This is a genomic window from Sporosarcina sp. GTC18466 (assembly GCF_055389225.1).
Window position 1 is genome coordinate 1798772 of the sequence record NZ_AP044037.1, and the last position, 18308, is coordinate 1817079.

Below are 18308 nucleotides of genomic sequence, written 5' to 3' on the forward strand. Positions count from 1 at the left end.
CTCTATAACGAAGGAAACATGCCCGGCTATCGCCTGCCGGGCATGCATCATGCTTATGCTTATTTCATTTATATTCAATGAAGGATGGGAGGCCTTCATTAAATAACAATTCGCCAGCTGACTGCAGCTGTTGGTCAATCATCCATTTCAAAAGACAGGAGCGCGCCCGTGTAAGCGTTGATTTCAAGCTCGTATTCCACGTCGCCGTCCTCCATTTCAATCTCCCAGACACCATCATCGAGCTCGATGTCCGTCACCTTGCCGCTTGCATGCTGGCGGGCGATGGCGATGGCCTGGTCTTTGGAGATGGCCGCTTTCTTGTTCGCAGCCTTCTGCTCTTGTTTCTGTTGCTTACGCTGTTGTTTCTCTAGCTTTTCCTGGTGTTTCTTATACTGTTTCTCCTGTTGCTTCTCTTGCTTTTCGTGGTGCTTCGCTTCCTGCTTTTGCTTCTGCGGCTGGGACGGCGGCTGCGCAGAAACTACCGGATTAGGCGTAGCTGGCGTCTGCGTCACTTGAAGAGTATTGCCTGCAGCCGGCTTGACCGCCTGCACCCGCTTCTCTTTTGTCGAGACAAGTTCTTTCTCAAACTCCATCCACTCGCCCGTCGCTGCGTCGATTGTCATTTCGTACTCATACTGATCATCCCGCATGACAATTTCATATACACGTCTGCCATCTTCCCGATCCAGTTCGATGGATTCCACATCGCCTGCCGCCCGTTTTTTCGCAATGGCCAGCGCCTCATCAGCAGTGAGTGTCTTGGATGACTGCTGCTCTTCTTGGGCTTTCAATGAACGGCGGTCGAATTTCACAACTTCACCGGAAACCGCGTCTACTTTCACCTTATAGACGAATCGGCTGTCTTTCATATTGGTCTCATAATAGTAATGATCGTCATCATCATCGAGTTCGATGCTGACTACGTTTCCGTCAGCCATCTGTTTTGCTGCTGCTTGCGCCTGCTCCTCAGATATGAGCTTGGCTTTGATGGAATCTGAAACTTGTGATTCCTGGCTCACAATCGTCACCTTGCCTGAAAGCGCGTCGATATCCAGTTCGTACTCCACGCCTTTGGAATCGATCTCCACCTCGAACACCGGACCTGATTTGCGTTTATCCAGCTCGATCTCCTTTACGAATCCGCCGACTTCCTGGATCGCGAGCTCCTTTGCCTGCTGAAGCGTCAGCATCTGTTTCGCGGCAGTTCCGCTCGGCGCGGAAGAAGTTCCATCCGCCAGGGCCACGCCGCCGATTGCCACAACCCCCGCCAACGCGGGAATCAACATCCACTTCTTCAAGAAGCATTCACTCCTTCCACCTCGTATTGTCTTACTCCTATACTACCCGGGCAATCTGAGAAGATAGGAAGAGAAGTATTAGAAATTGATGAGAATGAAATTTGCATGCAAAAAACCCCTTCGCTTCTGCAAAGGGGTCCATTCATGTCTTATAGGAAGACAATGGCCGCAAGGATGATCGCCAGCACTATACGATAGATGGCGAACGGCAGCAATTTCACTTTTGAGATCAGCTTCAGGAAGAAGCGGATCGAGATGAGCGAGAAGATGAAAGCGCTCAGGAAGCCGACGATGTAGAACGAGATATGGTCCATCGACATGTATTCCCAGTTCTTCATCACGGAGACGAGACTGGCGCCTGCCATGATCGGCACCGCCATGATGAACGTGAAGTCTGCTGCTGTCCGGTGGTTAAGGCCGAACAGCACCCCTCCTGAAATGGTCGCCCCCGACCGGGAGAAACCTGGCCAGAGGGAGAGGCATTGGACGAGACCGATGACGAATGCCTGCCCGTATGAAATCTGGTCAAGCGTCTGCACGCGCGGCCGTTTCGGGCCGAACCTGTCCGCCGCAATCATCAGGAGCGCCCCTGCGACGAGGGCGAAGATGACCGTCTTGACGCCGAACAGATAATCATCGATCAGGTCCTTGAACGCGAACCCGATCACGACTGCCGGCAGCATACCGATAATGACGTGCAATAGATTGAAGCTTTTACTCATTTTCTTGCCATTGACATTGTACAGGCCGACCAGGCTCAGAAGCCGCTTCCAGAAGACGACAACGACAGCGAGGATCGAACCTAGCTGGATGACGATCTTGAAGGTGATCGCCGGATACTTGCCGAGAAACTCCTCCGTTTTCAGCCACATATCATCCACAATGATCAGATGGCCGGTCGAAGAAACCGGCGCAAACTCCGTCATCCCTTCGACGAAGCCGAGGATGAGCGCTTTAAGAAATTCAAATAAATCCATGCGTCAATTAGCTCTCTTTCTGCGGAGGCGGGCATACATGATCACGGCCGCCAAACCGCTAATTCCTAAAATAATATACACAATTGTAGAATAGACGTCCATATACAAAAGGACTGTATTCCAATTTTCCGCAAGTTTCACGCCTGTCATGACCAGAACTGTATTCCAGATGAGACTGCCGAGCGCCGTCAAAAGGATGAACAGCAGGAAATTCATCCTCGCCATCCCAGCAGGAATGGAAATCAGGCTTCTCACTAGCGGCACAAGGCGGCATAAGAACACGGCCCATACACCAAACCGCCGGAACCACGCATCGACCCTGTGTATATCTTTACGGGAAATCCGAAGAAGACGCCCCCGCTTGTCCACAAGACGTTCTAGCTTTTCCACGTCAAATAGAGTGCCGATGCAGTACAGCACCATCGCTCCAACGACGGAGCCGGCTGTCGCCGCGATTATGACGTCAAGCGCCGTCAGGCCAGAAAACGTCGTCATGAAACCGCCGAACGTCAAGATGACCTCGGACGGGATCGGAGGAAACACATTCTCTAGTAAAATTAAAAAACAAATACCCGCAGATCCATAATGGGACATGAAATCAGTGATCCAGTTTTCCATAACACCCCCGGCGCTCTGTTTTATCCACTGCTTAAGCGCATTTCCCTTACTCGTAGACGCAGTTTGGGGCGTCCGAGTTCCCCACTTCTCCACTCTATGCCTGCCAGCCGAGGAATATGTAAGCCATCGCTTGTGGATAAATATGCATTATACGACGTTATCCACAATTATCTGTGCGCAACTTGCAATATCTGTTCATAAAGTCCGAAATTTCGGTTTTGGAAATTAAAGTTATCAACATGTGTATTTCGTATTGCCTCATAGAATGGGTAATGTTATGATTACTAGGAACTAATCATAATTTTTATAGATAGACTAAAGTAACTATATTAGAATAGGAAGGAGATACGAATGGTTCTCTTTAAAACCAAGCGGGACGGCTCCTTGATTTATAAACAAGGGACAGATATCGATACGTCCAGCCAGTTCAGGCGGATTTTGCAAGCCAATCATTTCTGTGATGAAGATGGGACAAATTTACGGATTCTCCGAGAGGAGCTGGATGATCAATGGGAGGAGATGACGGGTCATTTCCATGACTCTTTGGCCGAATTGGCCGAAGGGGCAATTTCACATGCAGATACAACAGCCTATCTGGATCTTTTCTTCACGCAATCCCGCGATTCCATGTATGAAGAGGAAGCACAGGCTTTTTTCACATTGCTTCGCAAACAGAAGATCGACTCAGGAACTGTCGTCATTCTTTATAATAAATTCGCCTTCTACACAGCAACTCTGATCTGGAACCGGTTTGGCCGGAAGCCTGCGAAATCGTGGGGGTTCGTCAAATCATTGCAGGCAGGGATCAGTGTAGAGCAGCAGCTGTTCGTCGACGGCATTTCAGAGCATATCGTCGGCAATGTCGTAAAGGATATCTATTCATTGGTGGATTCGAACACGAAGATCATGTATATGAAGGACTTGCTGTCAGAACTTGACCAGCAGTCCGAGGAGGTGGCGTCAACGACGTCAGCGACAGAAGGCATTTCCGCTTCCATCCTTGAAACTGCTAGCTCCACGGTTGAATTGGCGGACAAGACCAAAGAGGCCGCGTCCCAAGCGACTCGCAGCAAAGAGACGCTCGAGCAGACGATCCGTGATTTCTTCAAGACAAGTGACACATTCGGCGCAATTGTCGAGTCGTTCACCGTTCTTCAAAAGCGTGTCGACGACATCGACAATGTCGTCACCTTGATCAACGATATCGCCTCCCAGACAAATCTGCTGGCGCTGAACGCCTCCATTGAAGCCGCACGCGCCGGTGAGCACGGCAAAGGGTTTGCGGTCGTCGCGCAGGAAGTGAAAAAACTGGCGGAGCACACTGTATCCGCGCTGACCGATGTATCGGATAATGTACGCTACCTAAAGTCCTACACGGATGGCGTCTCCCAGTCCATTGACGAAACGAACGCCATCCTGTCATCGGCAACCGAAAAAGCGGAATCCTCCCTGCCGATGCTGGCCGCAATCGCACAGTCGACAGAAGGGGTACATTCGGACATGACAGGCATGGCGGAGGCATCTCACCAGCAGGCCGCCGCCATCGATGGCATCGCAAAACGGATGGAGACGATGGCCCGCCTGCAAGAGGAAATCCGGACGCTCAGCAAGCAGACATCCGTCTCCCTGCATGATCTCAGCAAGCAGATCGACAGCTTCCGGCTTCGGGCTGTGCAGGAGAATGCCACCACCTTGTCGCCTTCCACCTTGCTGCATCTGTCCAAAACGGATCATATCCTGTGGAAATGGCGCATTTACAACATGCTGATCGGCCTTGAGACGATCAAACCGGAAGATGTCGCCGCCCATACCGCCTGCCGGCTCGGCAAATGGTATACCAACAGTGCGACGCAGCAGCGTTTTGGCAGCTTGCCGGAATTCAAGGAACTCGACAGCCACCATGAGCGGGTGCATGTGTCTGCTAAGCGGGCGGCCCAGCACTATGCAGCCGGCAACATGACAAGCGCCGAAGATGATTTGAGGCAGCTCGAACAGGCGTCAAACGAAGTGCTGAGACTTTTGGATGAACTGATCAAGGTTGCCGAATAAAAACGGGACGGTGCCCGGCTGTAAGCCGCTGCCCGTCCCTTTTTTTATTAGAATCCGATCGTCCGGCGCGCTGCCCGGTCGTGGCGGATCGTAAATTTCACGACTTCTTCCTTGTCGGTCGCCACTTTCACCGGAAGAAGGATGTTATTTTTCTTCTTCTCCCATTCATGGGTCGATTCATCGACTGTCCACAGGCTGCCCGGCACTTGCTGGCGAATGAGCGCCTCAATCGGCTCGCCTTTCGTATTGCAGATCTTGTACTGATACTCGGTGTATTCATACCCGCCTTCCTTATACTTGCCCGCCTCTTTGCTCTCAACTTTGATATCGCATGCTTCGCCTGATTTCAGCTTCACCTTTTGGCCAGGCTCCGTATGCTTGATATGGTCCTCGCCGATGAACTCCGCACTGCCGTCATCAGGATTCGTCCGGTACATCCGGAACACGCCTTCCGGCAGCGGGAACCCGAGACCATTCTCTTCCGTATTATCGAATTCGATATAGATGTCCGGATTCTTCGACTCGCCGTTCACTTCATAGACGATTCGCGCCTGCGAACCGACCGACGACAAGAGGCGCAGCATCTTCTTCTGATGGTTCTCAAGCGTGACAGACGTCGGGAACGTATACGTATGGAAATCGGAATACGACTCGCTCCGCTTCTCCCCGTTCGTCAGCACCTCATTCGACTTCCCCCCGTCTTCGTTCCCCGCTTTGCCGAGCGTGCCGGAAATCAGCCGGAGCGTCGCATCCTGATACGCAACGCCCGACGAATTCGTCATCGTCAGCCAGCCGGACAGATCGAACTTGCCGCCATGCAGCGAAATGACATAGTCCGCCTCCCATTCAACGCCCTCCGTCAAATACGACACACACACATGCGGCCCCCGCTGCTCCGCCACCTTCATGACAAGCGTCGGCTTCAGATGCAGATCCTCCTTCATCTCCGGAAAGCGGATCTCTCCGCGTGGATCCAGCACAATCTCCCGCGTCTCCACGTCCTGCATGACCAGATGCGCCCCCGCGCGAAGAAGCCGATACGGCCTGCCCGGCTGTCCTGGTCCTGTATATACATTCACCTCATGCCCGATATACTTTTCCAGCAGGCGCTGCTGATCGAACAGATCGAACGAATACTCCAGCTCCGAAACATCCATTCCTTCCACGATGATCGAATCCGTCTTCACGCGCCTGGCCACGTCACTGAAATGGATCATGCCATCCTCGCTCACCTCCGGCACATTCCGCGTATCTTTCACCAGCGCAAATCCATCGTTATAAACAGTAAGTGAACAAGCTGTTGCATTCGACGTAGAAATAGGTGTCGGCATTGTAAAACCTCCCAAATAATATGTAGCTAGGACCACTTCCTCCTAGTATTGAACGCAAACCCGATTTTGAGCCCTTCTACCCTATTCCCGTTTTTTATGGAATCAAGCATTAGAATTTTCGGGCAGGCTGTTTGGCATGGGAACGATTCATTTAGAAACGCGAACGATGCATTTTGTTGTACGAATGATCTGTTTAGCCGCTTCAACGATTCATTTAAACACTCGAATGATGCATTTTGCCGATCGAACGATCCATTTACCCTCACCAACGACCCGTTTAGCATGTGGGGCGACCGGATTGGATGGAGGTAAGATCCATTTAGCTGGCGGTGCGACCGTTTAGGCGGCAGAGTGATCCGTTTATCGCAGGGAACGACCGATTAGGTGGACGAGTGATCCGTTTACCACGAGGAGCGACCGTTTAGACGGCATTGTGATCCGTTTACCGCGGAGTGCGACCGATTAGGCGGACGAGTGATCCATTTACCGCCGCAAACACCCGCCAACCTCAAAAAGCCGCCATCTCCTTCGAGATAGCGGCCGCACTCAATTTCCATCTTCTCTTACACTTCGACCTGATGCTCTTTCAGCTGCTCGCGCAAGGCGGCTTTCAGGAATTTGCCGACGGAGGTTTTCGGGATTTCGTTCAGGAAGACGACATCGTCCGGAACCCACCATTTGGCGAATTGGCTTTCCAGATAAGACAGCAGTTCGGCTTTCTTGGCATCGTCCGCCGTACGGCCTTCTTTCAGTACAACGCATGCGAGCGGGCGCTCCTGCCATTTCTCGTGCGGCACAGCGATGACGGCCGCCTCGAAGACATCTTCATGGGTCATGAGCGAGTTTTCGAGATCGACGGAGGAGATCCATTCGCCGCCGCTCTTGATCAGATCTTTCGTCCGGTCGGTCACCTTGAGATAGCCGAACTCCGTCATGACGGCGATGTCACCTGTGAACAGCCAGCCGTCTTTGAATGCTTCTTCCGTGCGCTCGTCTTTGTAGTATTCGTCCGCAATCCATGGACCGCGGACGGCGAGCTCGCCCATTGTCTGCCCGTCCCACGGCACGTCTCCGTTTTCATTTACGACCCGCACCTCAAGCCCCGGCATGATGAGGCCTTGCAGCGCACGGATATCGATCCGTTCCTCAAGCGGCAGGTCTTCCATGCCTTGTGTGTAGACGGACAGGCTGACGAGCGGCGACGTTTCGGTCATCCCATAGCCGACGATGAACGGCACGCCGTATTTCTCTTCGAATGCGCGGATGAGTCCCTTTGGCGAAGCGGAGCCGCCGCAGACGATGGCGCGCAAGGAGGAGAGGTCGCGCGGATCCTTTTCCTGTTCATTCAGCACGGCCAGCCAAATGGTTGGAACGCCTGCTGTAATCGTCACATTTTCCTGTTCGATCAAATCCAGCAGCAGCTGCGGCGTAAAGCCCGGTCCCGGCAACACTTGCGTGGCGCCGAAGAAGACGCTGGCGAACGGCAGTCCCCATGCATTGACGTGGAACATCGGAACGACTGGCATGACGACATCGCGGTTGTTCAGGCCCATCGCATCCGCCAGCCCTAAAGCATAACTATGAAGGACGATGCCCCGGTGCGAGTAGACGACGCCTTTCGGGTTGCCGGTCGTCGCAGACGTATAGCACATGCCGGCCGGCGCATTCTCGTCAAGGTCTTGCGGGTAATCGTATTCATCGGAAGCCGCCTCGAGCAGCGCCTCATAGGAATGGACATTCTCGAGGGACGTCTCCGGTACTTCCTTGCTGTCGCCCATGATGACATAGTGCTTCACCGTCTTCAGCAGCGGCGCCAGCTTCTCGAGATGCGGGAACAGATTGTCGTCAACGAGGAGAATCTCATCCTCCGCATGATTGATGACATATGCCAAGTGTTCAGGTGACAGCCGGATATTGACCATATGCAGGATGGCGCCTGTGCTGGGAACGCCGAAATAGGCTTCCAGATGGCGGTGGTGGTTCCAGCCGAACGTACCTACTTTCATGCCCTTCGTCATGCCGAGCGTTTCTAGTGCATTTGACAGTTTCCTAGTCCGTTTCGCGAATTCGCGGTAGGTGATCCGGTGAATCGTTTCCGGCGCTGTGCGCGAGATGATCAGCTTATCCGGGAAAAATTGCTCTGCCCGCTTAATGAACGACGATAAAAGTAATGGTGTTTGCATCATGTGAACCGCTCCCCTTTTCTTCCCTTTATTTTGTAAAGCTTGTACCTTTGTTTCCGGCAAACGCTACATCATATGCCCCCCAGCAGCAGCGCATTCAGCCGAGCCCCAAATGTTTCGCGATGATGACTTTCATGATTTCGTTCGTCCCCGCATAGATCGATGCGACGGGTATATCCCGGAAGCGCCGAGCAATCTTGTATTCTTCCATATACCCGTATCCGCCATGCAGTTTCATGCATTCGACCGATATTTCCTGCGCCGTCTCGGTGATCCAGTATTTTGCCATGGACACTTTTTTGACGACGTCCTTGCCGGCAAGATGGTCCTCGATGAGCGATTCCAGAAACGTCTTGCCGAGTTCCACTTTGGTTGCGATTTCCGCGAGCTTGAACTGGGTGTTCTGGAACGAGGCGACCGGCACGCCGAATGCTTCCCGGCTTTTCACGTACTCAATCGTCATGTCAAGCATATCCTCTGCAGCCGTCTGGGCGGCTAATGCGACAATCAGCCGCTCCTGCTGCAGCTTTTCCATCAGATAACGGAAGCCCTTGCCCTCTTCGCCAAGCAGGTTCGCGGCTGGTACCCGGCAGTCTTCGAAATAGAGTTCCGCCGTATCTTGCGAATGCATGCCGACTTTATCAAGCTTGCGTCCTTTCGTGAATCCGGGAGTGCCTTCTTCAACCATCAGCAGGCTGATGCCCCTATGTTTCGGTTCCGCCTTCGGATCCGTCTTGACGACGACGAGGAAGAGATTGCCGTTGATGCCGTTTGTGATAAAGGTCTTCTGGCCGTTCACAACATAGTGGTCCCCGTCTCTCCGCGCAGTCGTCTTGATGCCTGCGAGGTCAGAACCCGCCCCTGGTTCCGTCATCGCGACAGCCGTGATGCGGTCTGCGGTCACGCAGCCCGGCAGCCACTTCGCCTTCTGCTCTTCATTGCCATAGGACTCGATATAGGGAACGACGATGTCATTGTGCAAACCGACACCCGTCAGCCCTGCACCGACGCGCTCTAGTTCCTCCCCGATGATGACCCCGTAACTGAAATCCAGTCCAAGACCGCCGTACGTTTCATCGACTTGCGGACACAGGAATCCCAACTCCCCAAGCTTTTTCCAGAATGAAACCGGGACAATCCGGTCCTGTTCCCACTCGTCATAATGGGGCACCGCCTCCTTTTCGAGGAATTTACGCAACGTCTCCCTGAACAGCTCGTGTTCGTCAGTTTCAAATCGATAGCGCTTCATGGTTCCACCTCACTTCGGCTGCATCCGGATGGCGCCGTCAAGACGGATCGTTTCGCCATTGAGCAGCGGATTTTCAATGATGCTCTGTACGAGCTGCGCGTATTCGCTGGGCTTTCCAAGACGCTTCGGGAATAAAGCAAGTGCTTCCAGCGACGCACGGGCTGGCTCGGGCAAACCTGCGAATAACGGTGTCTCGACAAGCCCAGGAGCAATCGCCATGACGCGGATTCCCGATCGTGCAAATTCCCTGGCGATCGGCAATGTCATTGCTGCGACTCCCCCTTTCGAAGCACTGTAGGCCGCCTGGCCGATCTGCCCTTCGAATGCCGCGACGGATGCGGTATTGATGATCACGCCACGCTCCCCATCCTCGTCCGGTTCCCCTTCCTGCATGGCAGCCGCCGCCACGCGGATGACATTAAATGTGCCGACGAGGTTCACTTTGAGAACCCGTTCGAATTCGGCAAGCGGCAGTGGTCCGTCTTTCGATACGACCTTGCCAGGCGTCGCGATGCCAGCGCAATTGACGACGACATTAAGCCGGCCAAATGCCTTAACGACACGCGCCACATTCGCTTCTACCTCAGCAGCATCCGAAACATCCGTCTTCAGAAAGAGTACGTTTTCTGAACCGAGCTCCTCTGCCAGCGACTCGCCCCGGTCTTCGTTCCGATCGAATATCGCCGCTCTGCCTCCTCCTGTCACAATCCGGCGTACTGTCGCTTCCCCAAGTCCCGAAGCTCCCCCAGTTACAATTGCGAAGACCTGCTTCATCTCCATCTGTCTCTCCCCCAATCATGCTGCCGTTCTCTAAAGTCTTTCAATAATTGTCGCGTTCGCCATTCCCATCCCTTCACAGATGGCGAGCAGGCCATAGGTGCCGCCCGTTCTCTTCAGTTCATTCATCATGGAAACAAGAAGCTTCGTCCCTGTTGCCCCTAGCGGATGGCCGAGCGCAATCGCCCCTCCGTTCGGGTTCAATTTGGCGGGATCCGCTCCCGTCTCTTTCAGCCATGCGAGCGGGACAGGTGCGAATGCTTCATTCACTTCATACGTATCCATATCATCGATAGAGAGGTCCGCTTTTTCTAACACCTTCCGCGTGGCTTCAATCGGACCCGTCAGCATGAGCGTCGGATCCGATCCGACGACAGACCGGGCAACTATGCGGGCCACGGGTCTCAGGCCCAGCGCTTCCGCCTTCTCCCGGGACATGAGAAGAACAGCGGACGCTCCGTCGCTCATCTGGCTCGCGTTTCCTGCCGTGATGACGCCTTCCGGATCGAAAACCGTCTTCAGCTCCGCAAGCTTCTCCTTCGTCGTATCAGCACGGGGGCCCTCGTCTTTGGATAAAAGATGCGATGTCCCGTCTTCGCCTGTCACTTCGATAGGTACGATTTCTTCGTCGAAACGGCCGGATGCAATCGCCTCAAGCGCCTTCTGGTGGCTGTCATAGGAGAACGCATCCAGTTCCTCCCGGGTCAATCCCCATTTCGCTGCAATTCGTTCCGCCGATAATCCCTGGTTGATGATTTCATGCCTGCTTGTCAGCTGGCTGCTTGGTTTCGACTCCCCCATATTCGAGAACATCGGCACGCGGGTCATGCTTTCGACACCGCCTGCGATGACAATATCCATATCTCCTGATGCGATTGCCTGCGATGCAAAATGGACCGCCTGCTGGCTTGAACCGCATTGCCGGTCGATCGTGACGCCCGGCACATGGACCGGAAACCCTGCGATAAGCGCGGCAGTCCTAGCGATATTTCCGCCCTGCTCGCCCGCCTGCGTGACGCAGCCCAGGATCACATCCTCAACTTCTCCTTTTTCAATACCGGCCCGCCTGACAAGCCCATCCAGCACCCTAGCTGCCAGCTCATCTGGTCGATAGCCGGAAAACCCGCCCTTTCTCCTCGCAACAGCGGTCCGGACACCTTCCACTATGACTACTTCTCTCATGGTCCCACCTCATTCTTCTGAATTAAGCAACTTTTCATATACTAACAGTTTACATGAAAGCGCTTTATGCGTCCATCGGGGCTGAGGCAGAATCGGTCTAAAGTCGTAGAGGGAAATCCGCTCCTCGCCGGTTTGGCAGAAACGGTTTATCCCATAAGATAAAGACATCACGAAAGGAGGAACAACAACATGAAAAAATTTGCACTTGCATTGCTAGGCATCATCGCTGCGATCGTTGTCCTCGGAAATCTGGGATCCATGATCGGTCTCGCCATCTCGGCGGCTATCGCTTTCGCCGGCATCCATTATTACAGGAAATCAGATTCCACATTCCTGAAACTGTTTTGGGGAATGGTTGTGATCATCGGATTGATCACTGCGCTCACAAACATCCCTGCCTTCATCGGCATCGTCGCAATCCTTGCGATCTATTGGGTCTGGCGCAACTGGGATAAGCGTCCGGGGAAAGATAAAGTCATTGAACAAAGCGATGACCCATTTGTAAACTTCGAACGCGAATGGCACAACATCACGAAATAAGGAGGAAACCGAAATGAACTCACTATGGTACCGGTTCAAATATGCCGTGCAGGCGGATCTTGAGAGTCTGCTTGATAAAAAAGAAGAGAAAAACCCCATCAAGCTGCTCAATCAATACGTGAAAGAAGCGGAGAAACAGACAGATTCCATCGGCACGCTGCTCGACCGCCAGCGGAAACTGAAAGAGGAACTGCAAAAAGAATTGGATGAAGCGCGCAGGATGGCGGAAAAGCGGAGCGGCCAGCTGGAGCTTGCCCGCGAGGCAGGCGAAGAAGATCTGACTGCCTTCGCAGAAGCGGAAGTCCGGACATACGAACTGCGCACCGCAGAACTGTCCCGCAGCGTGGAGGAAGCAGCGCATGAACTCAGCGCACTGGAACGCAAATTCGAAGAAATGAAACACAAAGTGAAAGATATGAAAGTCCGCCAGCTTCAGCTCATGGGGAAAGAGAATGTCCGCCGTGCAAACAGCCGGATGGATCAGGTCATCTCTCCTGCGAGCCATGGGGTTGACATCACGAATACAGATGAAATGAAAGCATATATCGACGGTCTCGGCGGCAAGCGGACATCGAGCGAGCCGGAAACCGCGTCCTCGATGGAGCAGCGGCTGGATATGCTTGAGAAAAACCGGCCACAAGACGCGGAAATTGTGTAAACTAGAAGAATGATGACCACTCGCCGGCAGGCAGGTTCCTGCCGGCCATTCATTTCATTTCCGGCATCAAGGAAGGGGTACAGCAAATGAGGCATCCAGATACGAACCGGACGGCATTTTGGATCGTGGCGTTCGGGCTGCTTGTGTTCATCGAAGCAGCGTTCCTGCATAACGGCAATATTATGTTCCTCTTTTTTGGCGCCGGAGGGCTTTATTTCGGAGTGAAGCGCCGGTCGAAATGGCTGGCGGTTGTCGGAATCGTCTTCATCATAACGGCATTGTTGAACCTATGGAGCTTGCGCCTGCTGATCCTGGCATTGCTCGCGTATGTCCTCCATAAGCTGTGGAAAGGCGTGCCGGCCGAAACGATCATGCGGCCGCTGAAAGACTTGAAAACACCGACGCCGAACGGCATCTGGAAGAACAAATTCTTCTCGGTACAGTCCTCTCCGTTCTCTGCTTATGAGTGGGAGGACGTCCATATTCAAGGGTTTATCGGCGATATCCATGTCGATGTGACGGATACCGTCCTGCCAAAAGACACATCTCTCATTGCCGTCCGCCAGGGGATCGGCCGTGTGAAAATCGACATTCCATACGAAATCCCCATCCGTCTTCATTACACGACGCTGCTCGGGGAAGCAAGAGTGTTCGATTTGACTCCTAAGCGGATGGTCAATGAAACGCTTCATTTCAAGGACGGATATGAGACCGCCGCGCAGGATGGTCCGGAACTGATCATTTCGCTCACCACTTGGATCGGGGATGTCGAGGTGAACCGGAAATGAGGGCATTCATCGGCAGATTCCTGTTTCTGGTCCTATTGTTTGCGGCCATTACTGCGGCATTTTTCTATCTGTTCCTCGGCCTTCCATTAGAAGACAGCTGGCATATCTTTGTCGATATTTCCTATGCGGAGGTCCCGTTAGGCGTGTGGATCATTACAAGCTGCGTCCTGCTCGGCGGCTATCTGGCCTTCTGGATGGGCTCCATCGGACGTTCAAAAGACAAGGCGCTCGAAGGGCAATTGAAGCAGCTCATGATTTCCGAGGAGGTCGTCAAACCGTCCAGGCGTTTCCCGCCGCGGATCGACCGGACGATCGAAGACGTCTCCAACGTACTCGTCACCCAGCGGAAGAGCCTGCAGCGGATCACGGACGAACGGGCGGAAGCACAAGATAAAATCATCCAGGAACGGCTCGTAAAGGAGCGGCAGCGGCTCGCCCGGGAACTCCATGACTCCGTCTCCCAGCAGCTGTTCGCCGCCTCCATGCTGCTGTCTGCGGTGAACGAACAGGCGGACCGGGAAGCACCGGCGCAGAAACCGCTTCTCCAAGTGGAAAAGATGGTGCAGCAGGCGCAGCTCGAAATGCGTGCGCTGCTCCTCCACCTAAGGCCCGCCGCGCTGCATGACAAGTCCATCACAGAAGGGCTTGAGGACTTGCTTGTTGAATTAAAAGAGAAAGTGAACTTTGATATCCGTTACCGCTTGGAAGAAGTGTCCCTTTCCAAAGGCGCCGAGGATCATTTATTCCGAATCGCCCAGGAGACGCTGTCGAACACGCTCCGCCATGCGCAAGCGACCGAAGTCGATGTATTGTTCGTCGAGCGGGACAGCCTCGTCATCCTTCGCGTGCAGGACAACGGAGTAGGCTTCAAAGACGAAGACGGCACGAGCGGCGGATCGTACGGATTGCAGAACGTGAAAGAGCGGGCGATTGAAATCGGCGGCACCTGCAAAATCGTCTCCGTGCCGTCGCAAGGGACGATTGTCGAAGTGAAAGTGCCCGCACGGAAAGGAGAGGAACCAGATGATACGGATCTTGCTGGCGGATGACCATGAAATGGTGCGGATTGGGGTATCCGCCTATTTAGGGACACAGCCTGACATGGAAGTAATCGGGGAAGCGGTGAACGGCAGAGAAGCGGTGGAAAAGGCGCTCGCACTCCGGCCGGACATCATCCTCATGGATATGGTGATGCCGGAACTCAGCGGGGCCGAAGCCACTGCTGCCATCATCAAGGAATGGCCCGAGGCGAAAATCGTCGTCGTCACCAGTTTCCTCGATGATGATAAAGTGTACCCGGCGCTCGAAGCCGGAGCAATCAGCTATATCCTCAAGACCTCCAACGCAAAGCGCATTGCCGAAGCCATCCGGGAGACGCTCAAAGGCCAAACCGTCCTCGAGCCGGAAGTGACGAGCAAAATGATGCAGAAAATGCGCACCGGCAACGCCCGGCATCCCCACGATGAATTGACGGAGCGTGAGATGGAGATCCTGCTCCTGCTTGCCAAAGGGAAGACGAACCAGGAAATCGCCGACGACCTGTTCATCGCGCTGAAAACCGTGAAAACACACGTCAGCAACCTGCTGTCCAAGCTGGAAGTGCAGGACCGCACCCAGGCAGTCATCTATGCGTTCCAGCATGAATTGGTGAAATAGAATTCAGTCCTGCGCCCGCCGTGAGCGGGCTTTTTTTGCTGGCGGGACGGCGGATGGCGGGGTGTAGTGATTGATTTTGCGCGAGACCGCCAGCTTTGTGGTACGTGTCTGGGCTTGACGGGGATGCGGCAAGGACTTTTACTAGCCAAGGGCACAAGCATTGCTTACATAACGGGCATCATTGCTTCATTCCAATGCTTGATTGCTTGTGAATCAAACCGTGTTGCTTGTTATTCCATGACGATTGCTTCTTCTGGCGGACTGGTTGCTTACTTTCCGCTCTTCATTGCTTACTTGGCACCTCTCACCGCATTCCGCCATGTGTTGCTCACTATTCACCTTACATTGCTTACTTAGCGACTATCGTTGCTTGCTTGGCATTGCTTATTGCTTACTTTCCATCCATCATTGCTTACTTGGCATTGCTCGTTGCTTACTTTCCGCCCTTCATTGCTTACTTGGCACCTCTCACCGCATTCCGCCTTGTGTTGCTCACTATTCACCTTACATTGCTTATTTACCGACTATCGTTGCTTGTTTGGCATTACTTATTGCTTACTTTTCACCCATCATTGCTTACTTGGCATTGCTCGTTGCTTACTTTCCACTCTTCATTGCTTACTTGGCATAGGAAAAGCCAGCCCAGGATGTCTGGGCTGGCTTGTTTTGTGTTATGGCCGGTTCGGATCGTTGCCGCGGTTCGGATCGAATGGATAATCTTCGCCCGGTTCCGTGTCATTGTATCCGTCCTGGTTTGTCTGATTGAATTTGGTCGGATCCGGGTTTTCCCGGTGGCGTTCCGAACGGGTCGGACCTGCGTATCCTGGCGGATTGCCTGGCTCGCCTGGATTGCCTGGAGCACCCGGATTCCCTGGAGCGCCCGGGGCACCTGGGGCACCTGGAGCACCTTGGTTTCCTGGATTCTGTTGATCAGGATAGGTTGGCGGCTGGGCAGGACCTTGGTTTTCATAGCCTGGCGGATAGCCTGGATCTCCCGGATTCTGGCCGGGTTGATTGCCATATGACTCTGGTCCTGGCTGGTGTATAGGACCGGTTGCCGGGCCAGTGTAGCCAGGATCTCCCAAGCCCGGCGACTGTCCGTGATTGCCTGGATTTCCGTACCCCGCTTGGCCGCCATTAAATTGAGACGGATCATTATAGCGGGTCGATTCGTTGAACTCTGTCGGATTGCCATGTGGTGCAGATCCGTTTCCTGGATACGGCCTTCCAGTCTGGTTCGGATCAGCCGGCTTAGACGGGAAGCCCGTGCCTGGATACGGCTCGGATGAATGCGTTCCCCCTCCGGCCGGTTCAGACGGGAAGCCTGTTCCCGGATACGGTTCAACAGGGCCGGTCGTTCCGGCCTGGCGGGATGGATCGTTATCACGGGCCGCCTCGTCTACAGCAGATTGCGCCTTGCGCATATTCTGCTTCGCTTCCTGTTTCATCTCTTCCTTCTTCGCTTCCCACTTCTCCTTGGTCACACCTGCCTCCTTGAGGCTATTTTCCATCTTCGACAGATAACGGTCCGCATGGTCGCGTCCGCCTAGACCGAATGCCAGGCCGAATGCGAGTGCGACAGCGCCTAGGATCAGGATGAACGCAGCATTGATGATCGCTGGTGCAATGCCGAGCTGGCTGAGCGCCATGAAGAAGGCGAATGCCAGAATTGCATACTTCGCAACATATCGGAGCACATGCGGGTGGCCCGCTTTCGTCGTCATGATGCTGCCGACGAACTTCTCAGCAAGATTTGCGAGCCAGAAGCCGACCGCCAGGATGAGAAGCGCAGCGATGACCATCGGCAAGTAGGCGAAGATCGCTGTCGCTAGTGTCACCATGAAGTGCAGGTTGACGATTTGCAGTGCCTCCACCGTAAACAGCAGGATGATGATGATCTGCACGACTGTACCGATAATATGCGAAAGCGACGGCACGGCGGTACCCGTCGTACGCACGCCCATCTTGCCAAACAGGGAATTCACGCCAAGATTATCGAGCAGCGAAACGACGATGTTCTTGACCCACTTCGCCGCCATGACGCCGATCAGGATCAGCAAGATGCCGACAGCGATCCGCGGAATCATGACTAGAATATCATTCAGCATGGCGATGGCCGGCTGTGAGATGCCTTCCAGGTCCAGCACTTCAAGCGCCGAAATGGTGATCGGAATCATGATGAGGATGAAGACGATGGTGCCGATTACACCGGAAACACTTGTGCCTTTCACATAAGAAGAAAGTTTCAGCCTATGGGCAGCACGGTCCACACCTACGGATTCCAGCAGCTTCGTGACGATGGTCCGCACGATTTTGGCGACCAGCCAGCCGACAAGGAAAATCAGCACAGCACCGATCAATTTCGGCAAGAACGCCATGATGCTGGCGAGCATGCCCTCGAACGGCCCCGCGATTCCGCTTAAGCCAAGTGCGTGGAATACGGCAGGAATGAACATAAGAAGTATGATATAGAATGCGATATTCGCAGCCGTCTCGATCCACTTTGTCTTATTCACATCTCCCGGCGATGCAACCGCCTTCTCGACATACTTATGCAAATTCAGCTTGTTGCCTGCCATCATAATGACTTTTTTGACGACAGTTGCGAGTACCCATGCAAGCAGAAGGATGAGCCCCGCTTTCACGATCCCAAGGACCGCATGGCCGATACCTGAATACATCGACATGAACGGCGCAGCGATCATGGATGCGTTCATGATATTGAAGAACAGCAAGAACGCGAGCAGCAAGATGCCAAAGAACACGACCTTGCCGATGATTTTCTCCATGTTCCACTTCGAGTCTTTGATATCAAGCCGTTCATTCACACGTGACTTCCTCAGCCGCTTGTACACTGCATTTTCTACAGCCTTTGCGACAATAAACCCGATGAGCAGGACCAGCAGGCCTAGGAGCAGTTCCGGCAGCCAACTCATCATATTCGTTACATATAAATCCCTATACACGGCATAGCCTCCAATCGCTTAATAGTCTAGTTCCTC

At 53.6% G+C, this 18308-nt stretch carries 15 protein-coding genes; 6 read left to right on the top strand and 9 right to left on the bottom strand.

Annotation, left to right across the window (positions count from 1 at the left end; translation table 11 throughout):
* Positions 1-134: 134 nt before the first annotated feature.
* The 3 genes from ACZ5FK_RS08675 to ACZ5FK_RS08685 all read right to left on the bottom strand — a co-directional run bounded on the left by ACZ5FK_RS08675 (position 135) and on the right by ACZ5FK_RS08685 (position 2893).
* Positions 135-1298, bottom strand: coding sequence for a PepSY domain-containing protein (locus tag ACZ5FK_RS08675; protein WP_464804533.1), 1164 nt, complete (start codon positions 1296-1298; stop codon positions 135-137).
* Between the two features lie 149 nt (positions 1299-1447).
* Positions 1448-2275, bottom strand: coding sequence for an undecaprenyl-diphosphate phosphatase (locus ACZ5FK_RS08680; protein ID WP_464804534.1), 828 nt, complete (start codon positions 2273-2275; stop codon positions 1448-1450).
* A gap of 3 nt (positions 2276-2278) precedes the next feature.
* Positions 2279-2893: a DedA family protein gene (locus ACZ5FK_RS08685; protein WP_464804535.1), complete on the bottom strand. Its 615-nt coding sequence runs from the start codon at positions 2891-2893 to the stop codon at positions 2279-2281.
* A gap of 351 nt (positions 2894-3244) precedes the next feature.
* Between ACZ5FK_RS08685 and ACZ5FK_RS08690 the strand changes: the two genes are divergently transcribed.
* Positions 3245-4942 carry a methyl-accepting chemotaxis protein gene (locus tag ACZ5FK_RS08690; RefSeq protein ID WP_464804536.1) on the top strand — a complete coding sequence of 566 codons (1698 nt, stop codon included), beginning with the start codon at positions 3245-3247 and terminating at the stop codon, positions 4940-4942.
* 47 nt (positions 4943-4989) lie between these two features.
* On the opposite strand, the gene ACZ5FK_RS08695 is transcribed toward ACZ5FK_RS08690, so the two are convergent.
* The 5 genes from ACZ5FK_RS08695 to ACZ5FK_RS08715 all read right to left on the bottom strand — a co-directional run bounded on the left by ACZ5FK_RS08695 (position 4990) and on the right by ACZ5FK_RS08715 (position 11664).
* Positions 4990-6273, bottom strand: coding sequence for a DUF4139 domain-containing protein (locus tag ACZ5FK_RS08695; protein WP_464804537.1), 1284 nt, complete (start codon positions 6271-6273; stop codon positions 4990-4992).
* 563 nt (positions 6274-6836) lie between these two features.
* On the bottom strand, positions 6837-8459 hold the full coding sequence (locus ACZ5FK_RS08700) for a long-chain fatty acid--CoA ligase (protein WP_464804538.1): 1623 nt from the start codon (positions 8457-8459) through the stop codon (positions 6837-6839).
* A gap of 94 nt (positions 8460-8553) precedes the next feature.
* Complete coding sequence (locus ACZ5FK_RS08705) at positions 8554-9705, bottom strand: acyl-CoA dehydrogenase family protein (RefSeq protein ID WP_464804539.1); 1152 nt, start codon at positions 9703-9705, stop codon at positions 8554-8556.
* 9 nt (positions 9706-9714) lie between these two features.
* Complete coding sequence (locus tag ACZ5FK_RS08710; protein ID WP_464804540.1) at positions 9715-10485, bottom strand: 3-hydroxyacyl-CoA dehydrogenase; 771 nt, start codon at positions 10483-10485, stop codon at positions 9715-9717.
* Between the two features lie 30 nt (positions 10486-10515).
* Complete coding sequence (locus ACZ5FK_RS08715; RefSeq protein ID WP_464804541.1) at positions 10516-11664, bottom strand: thiolase family protein; 1149 nt, start codon at positions 11662-11664, stop codon at positions 10516-10518.
* Between the two features lie 189 nt (positions 11665-11853).
* Here ACZ5FK_RS08715 and ACZ5FK_RS08720 point away from each other — a divergent pair, with 189 nt between their 5' ends.
* The 5 genes from ACZ5FK_RS08720 (at position 11854) to ACZ5FK_RS08740 (ending at position 15306) form a co-directional block, all read left to right on the top strand.
* On the top strand, positions 11854-12204 hold the full coding sequence (locus ACZ5FK_RS08720; protein ID WP_464804542.1) for a lmo0954 family membrane protein: 351 nt from the start codon (positions 11854-11856) through the stop codon (positions 12202-12204).
* A 13-nt stretch (positions 12205-12217) separates the two neighbouring features.
* The gene (locus ACZ5FK_RS08725) at positions 12218-12862 is read left to right on the top strand and encodes a PspA/IM30 family protein (protein WP_464804543.1); all 645 of its coding nucleotides are present in this window, start codon (positions 12218-12220) and stop codon (positions 12860-12862) included.
* Positions 12863-12948: 86 nt separating this feature from the next.
* Positions 12949-13650, top strand: a complete 702-nt coding sequence (gene liaF / locus ACZ5FK_RS08730; RefSeq protein WP_464804544.1) for a cell wall-active antibiotics response protein LiaF — start codon at positions 12949-12951, stop codon at positions 13648-13650.
* The gene (locus tag ACZ5FK_RS08735) at positions 13647-14699 is read left to right on the top strand and encodes a sensor histidine kinase (protein WP_464804545.1); all 1053 of its coding nucleotides are present in this window, start codon (positions 13647-13649) and stop codon (positions 14697-14699) included. The genes liaF and ACZ5FK_RS08735 overlap by 4 nt, the downstream gene beginning before the upstream one ends.
* A complete protein-coding gene (locus ACZ5FK_RS08740) occupies positions 14674-15306 on the top strand; it encodes a response regulator (RefSeq protein WP_464804546.1) in 633 nt (210 codons plus the stop codon). Before ACZ5FK_RS08735 ends, ACZ5FK_RS08740 begins: the two co-directional genes overlap by 26 nt.
* A gap of 671 nt (positions 15307-15977) precedes the next feature.
* Here ACZ5FK_RS08740 and ACZ5FK_RS08745 read toward each other — a convergent pair.
* Positions 15978-18272 (bottom strand): mechanosensitive ion channel, encoded by a 2295-nt coding sequence (locus ACZ5FK_RS08745; protein ID WP_464804547.1) that lies wholly within the window; start codon positions 18270-18272, stop codon positions 15978-15980.
* Positions 18273-18308: the final 36 nt, after the last annotated feature.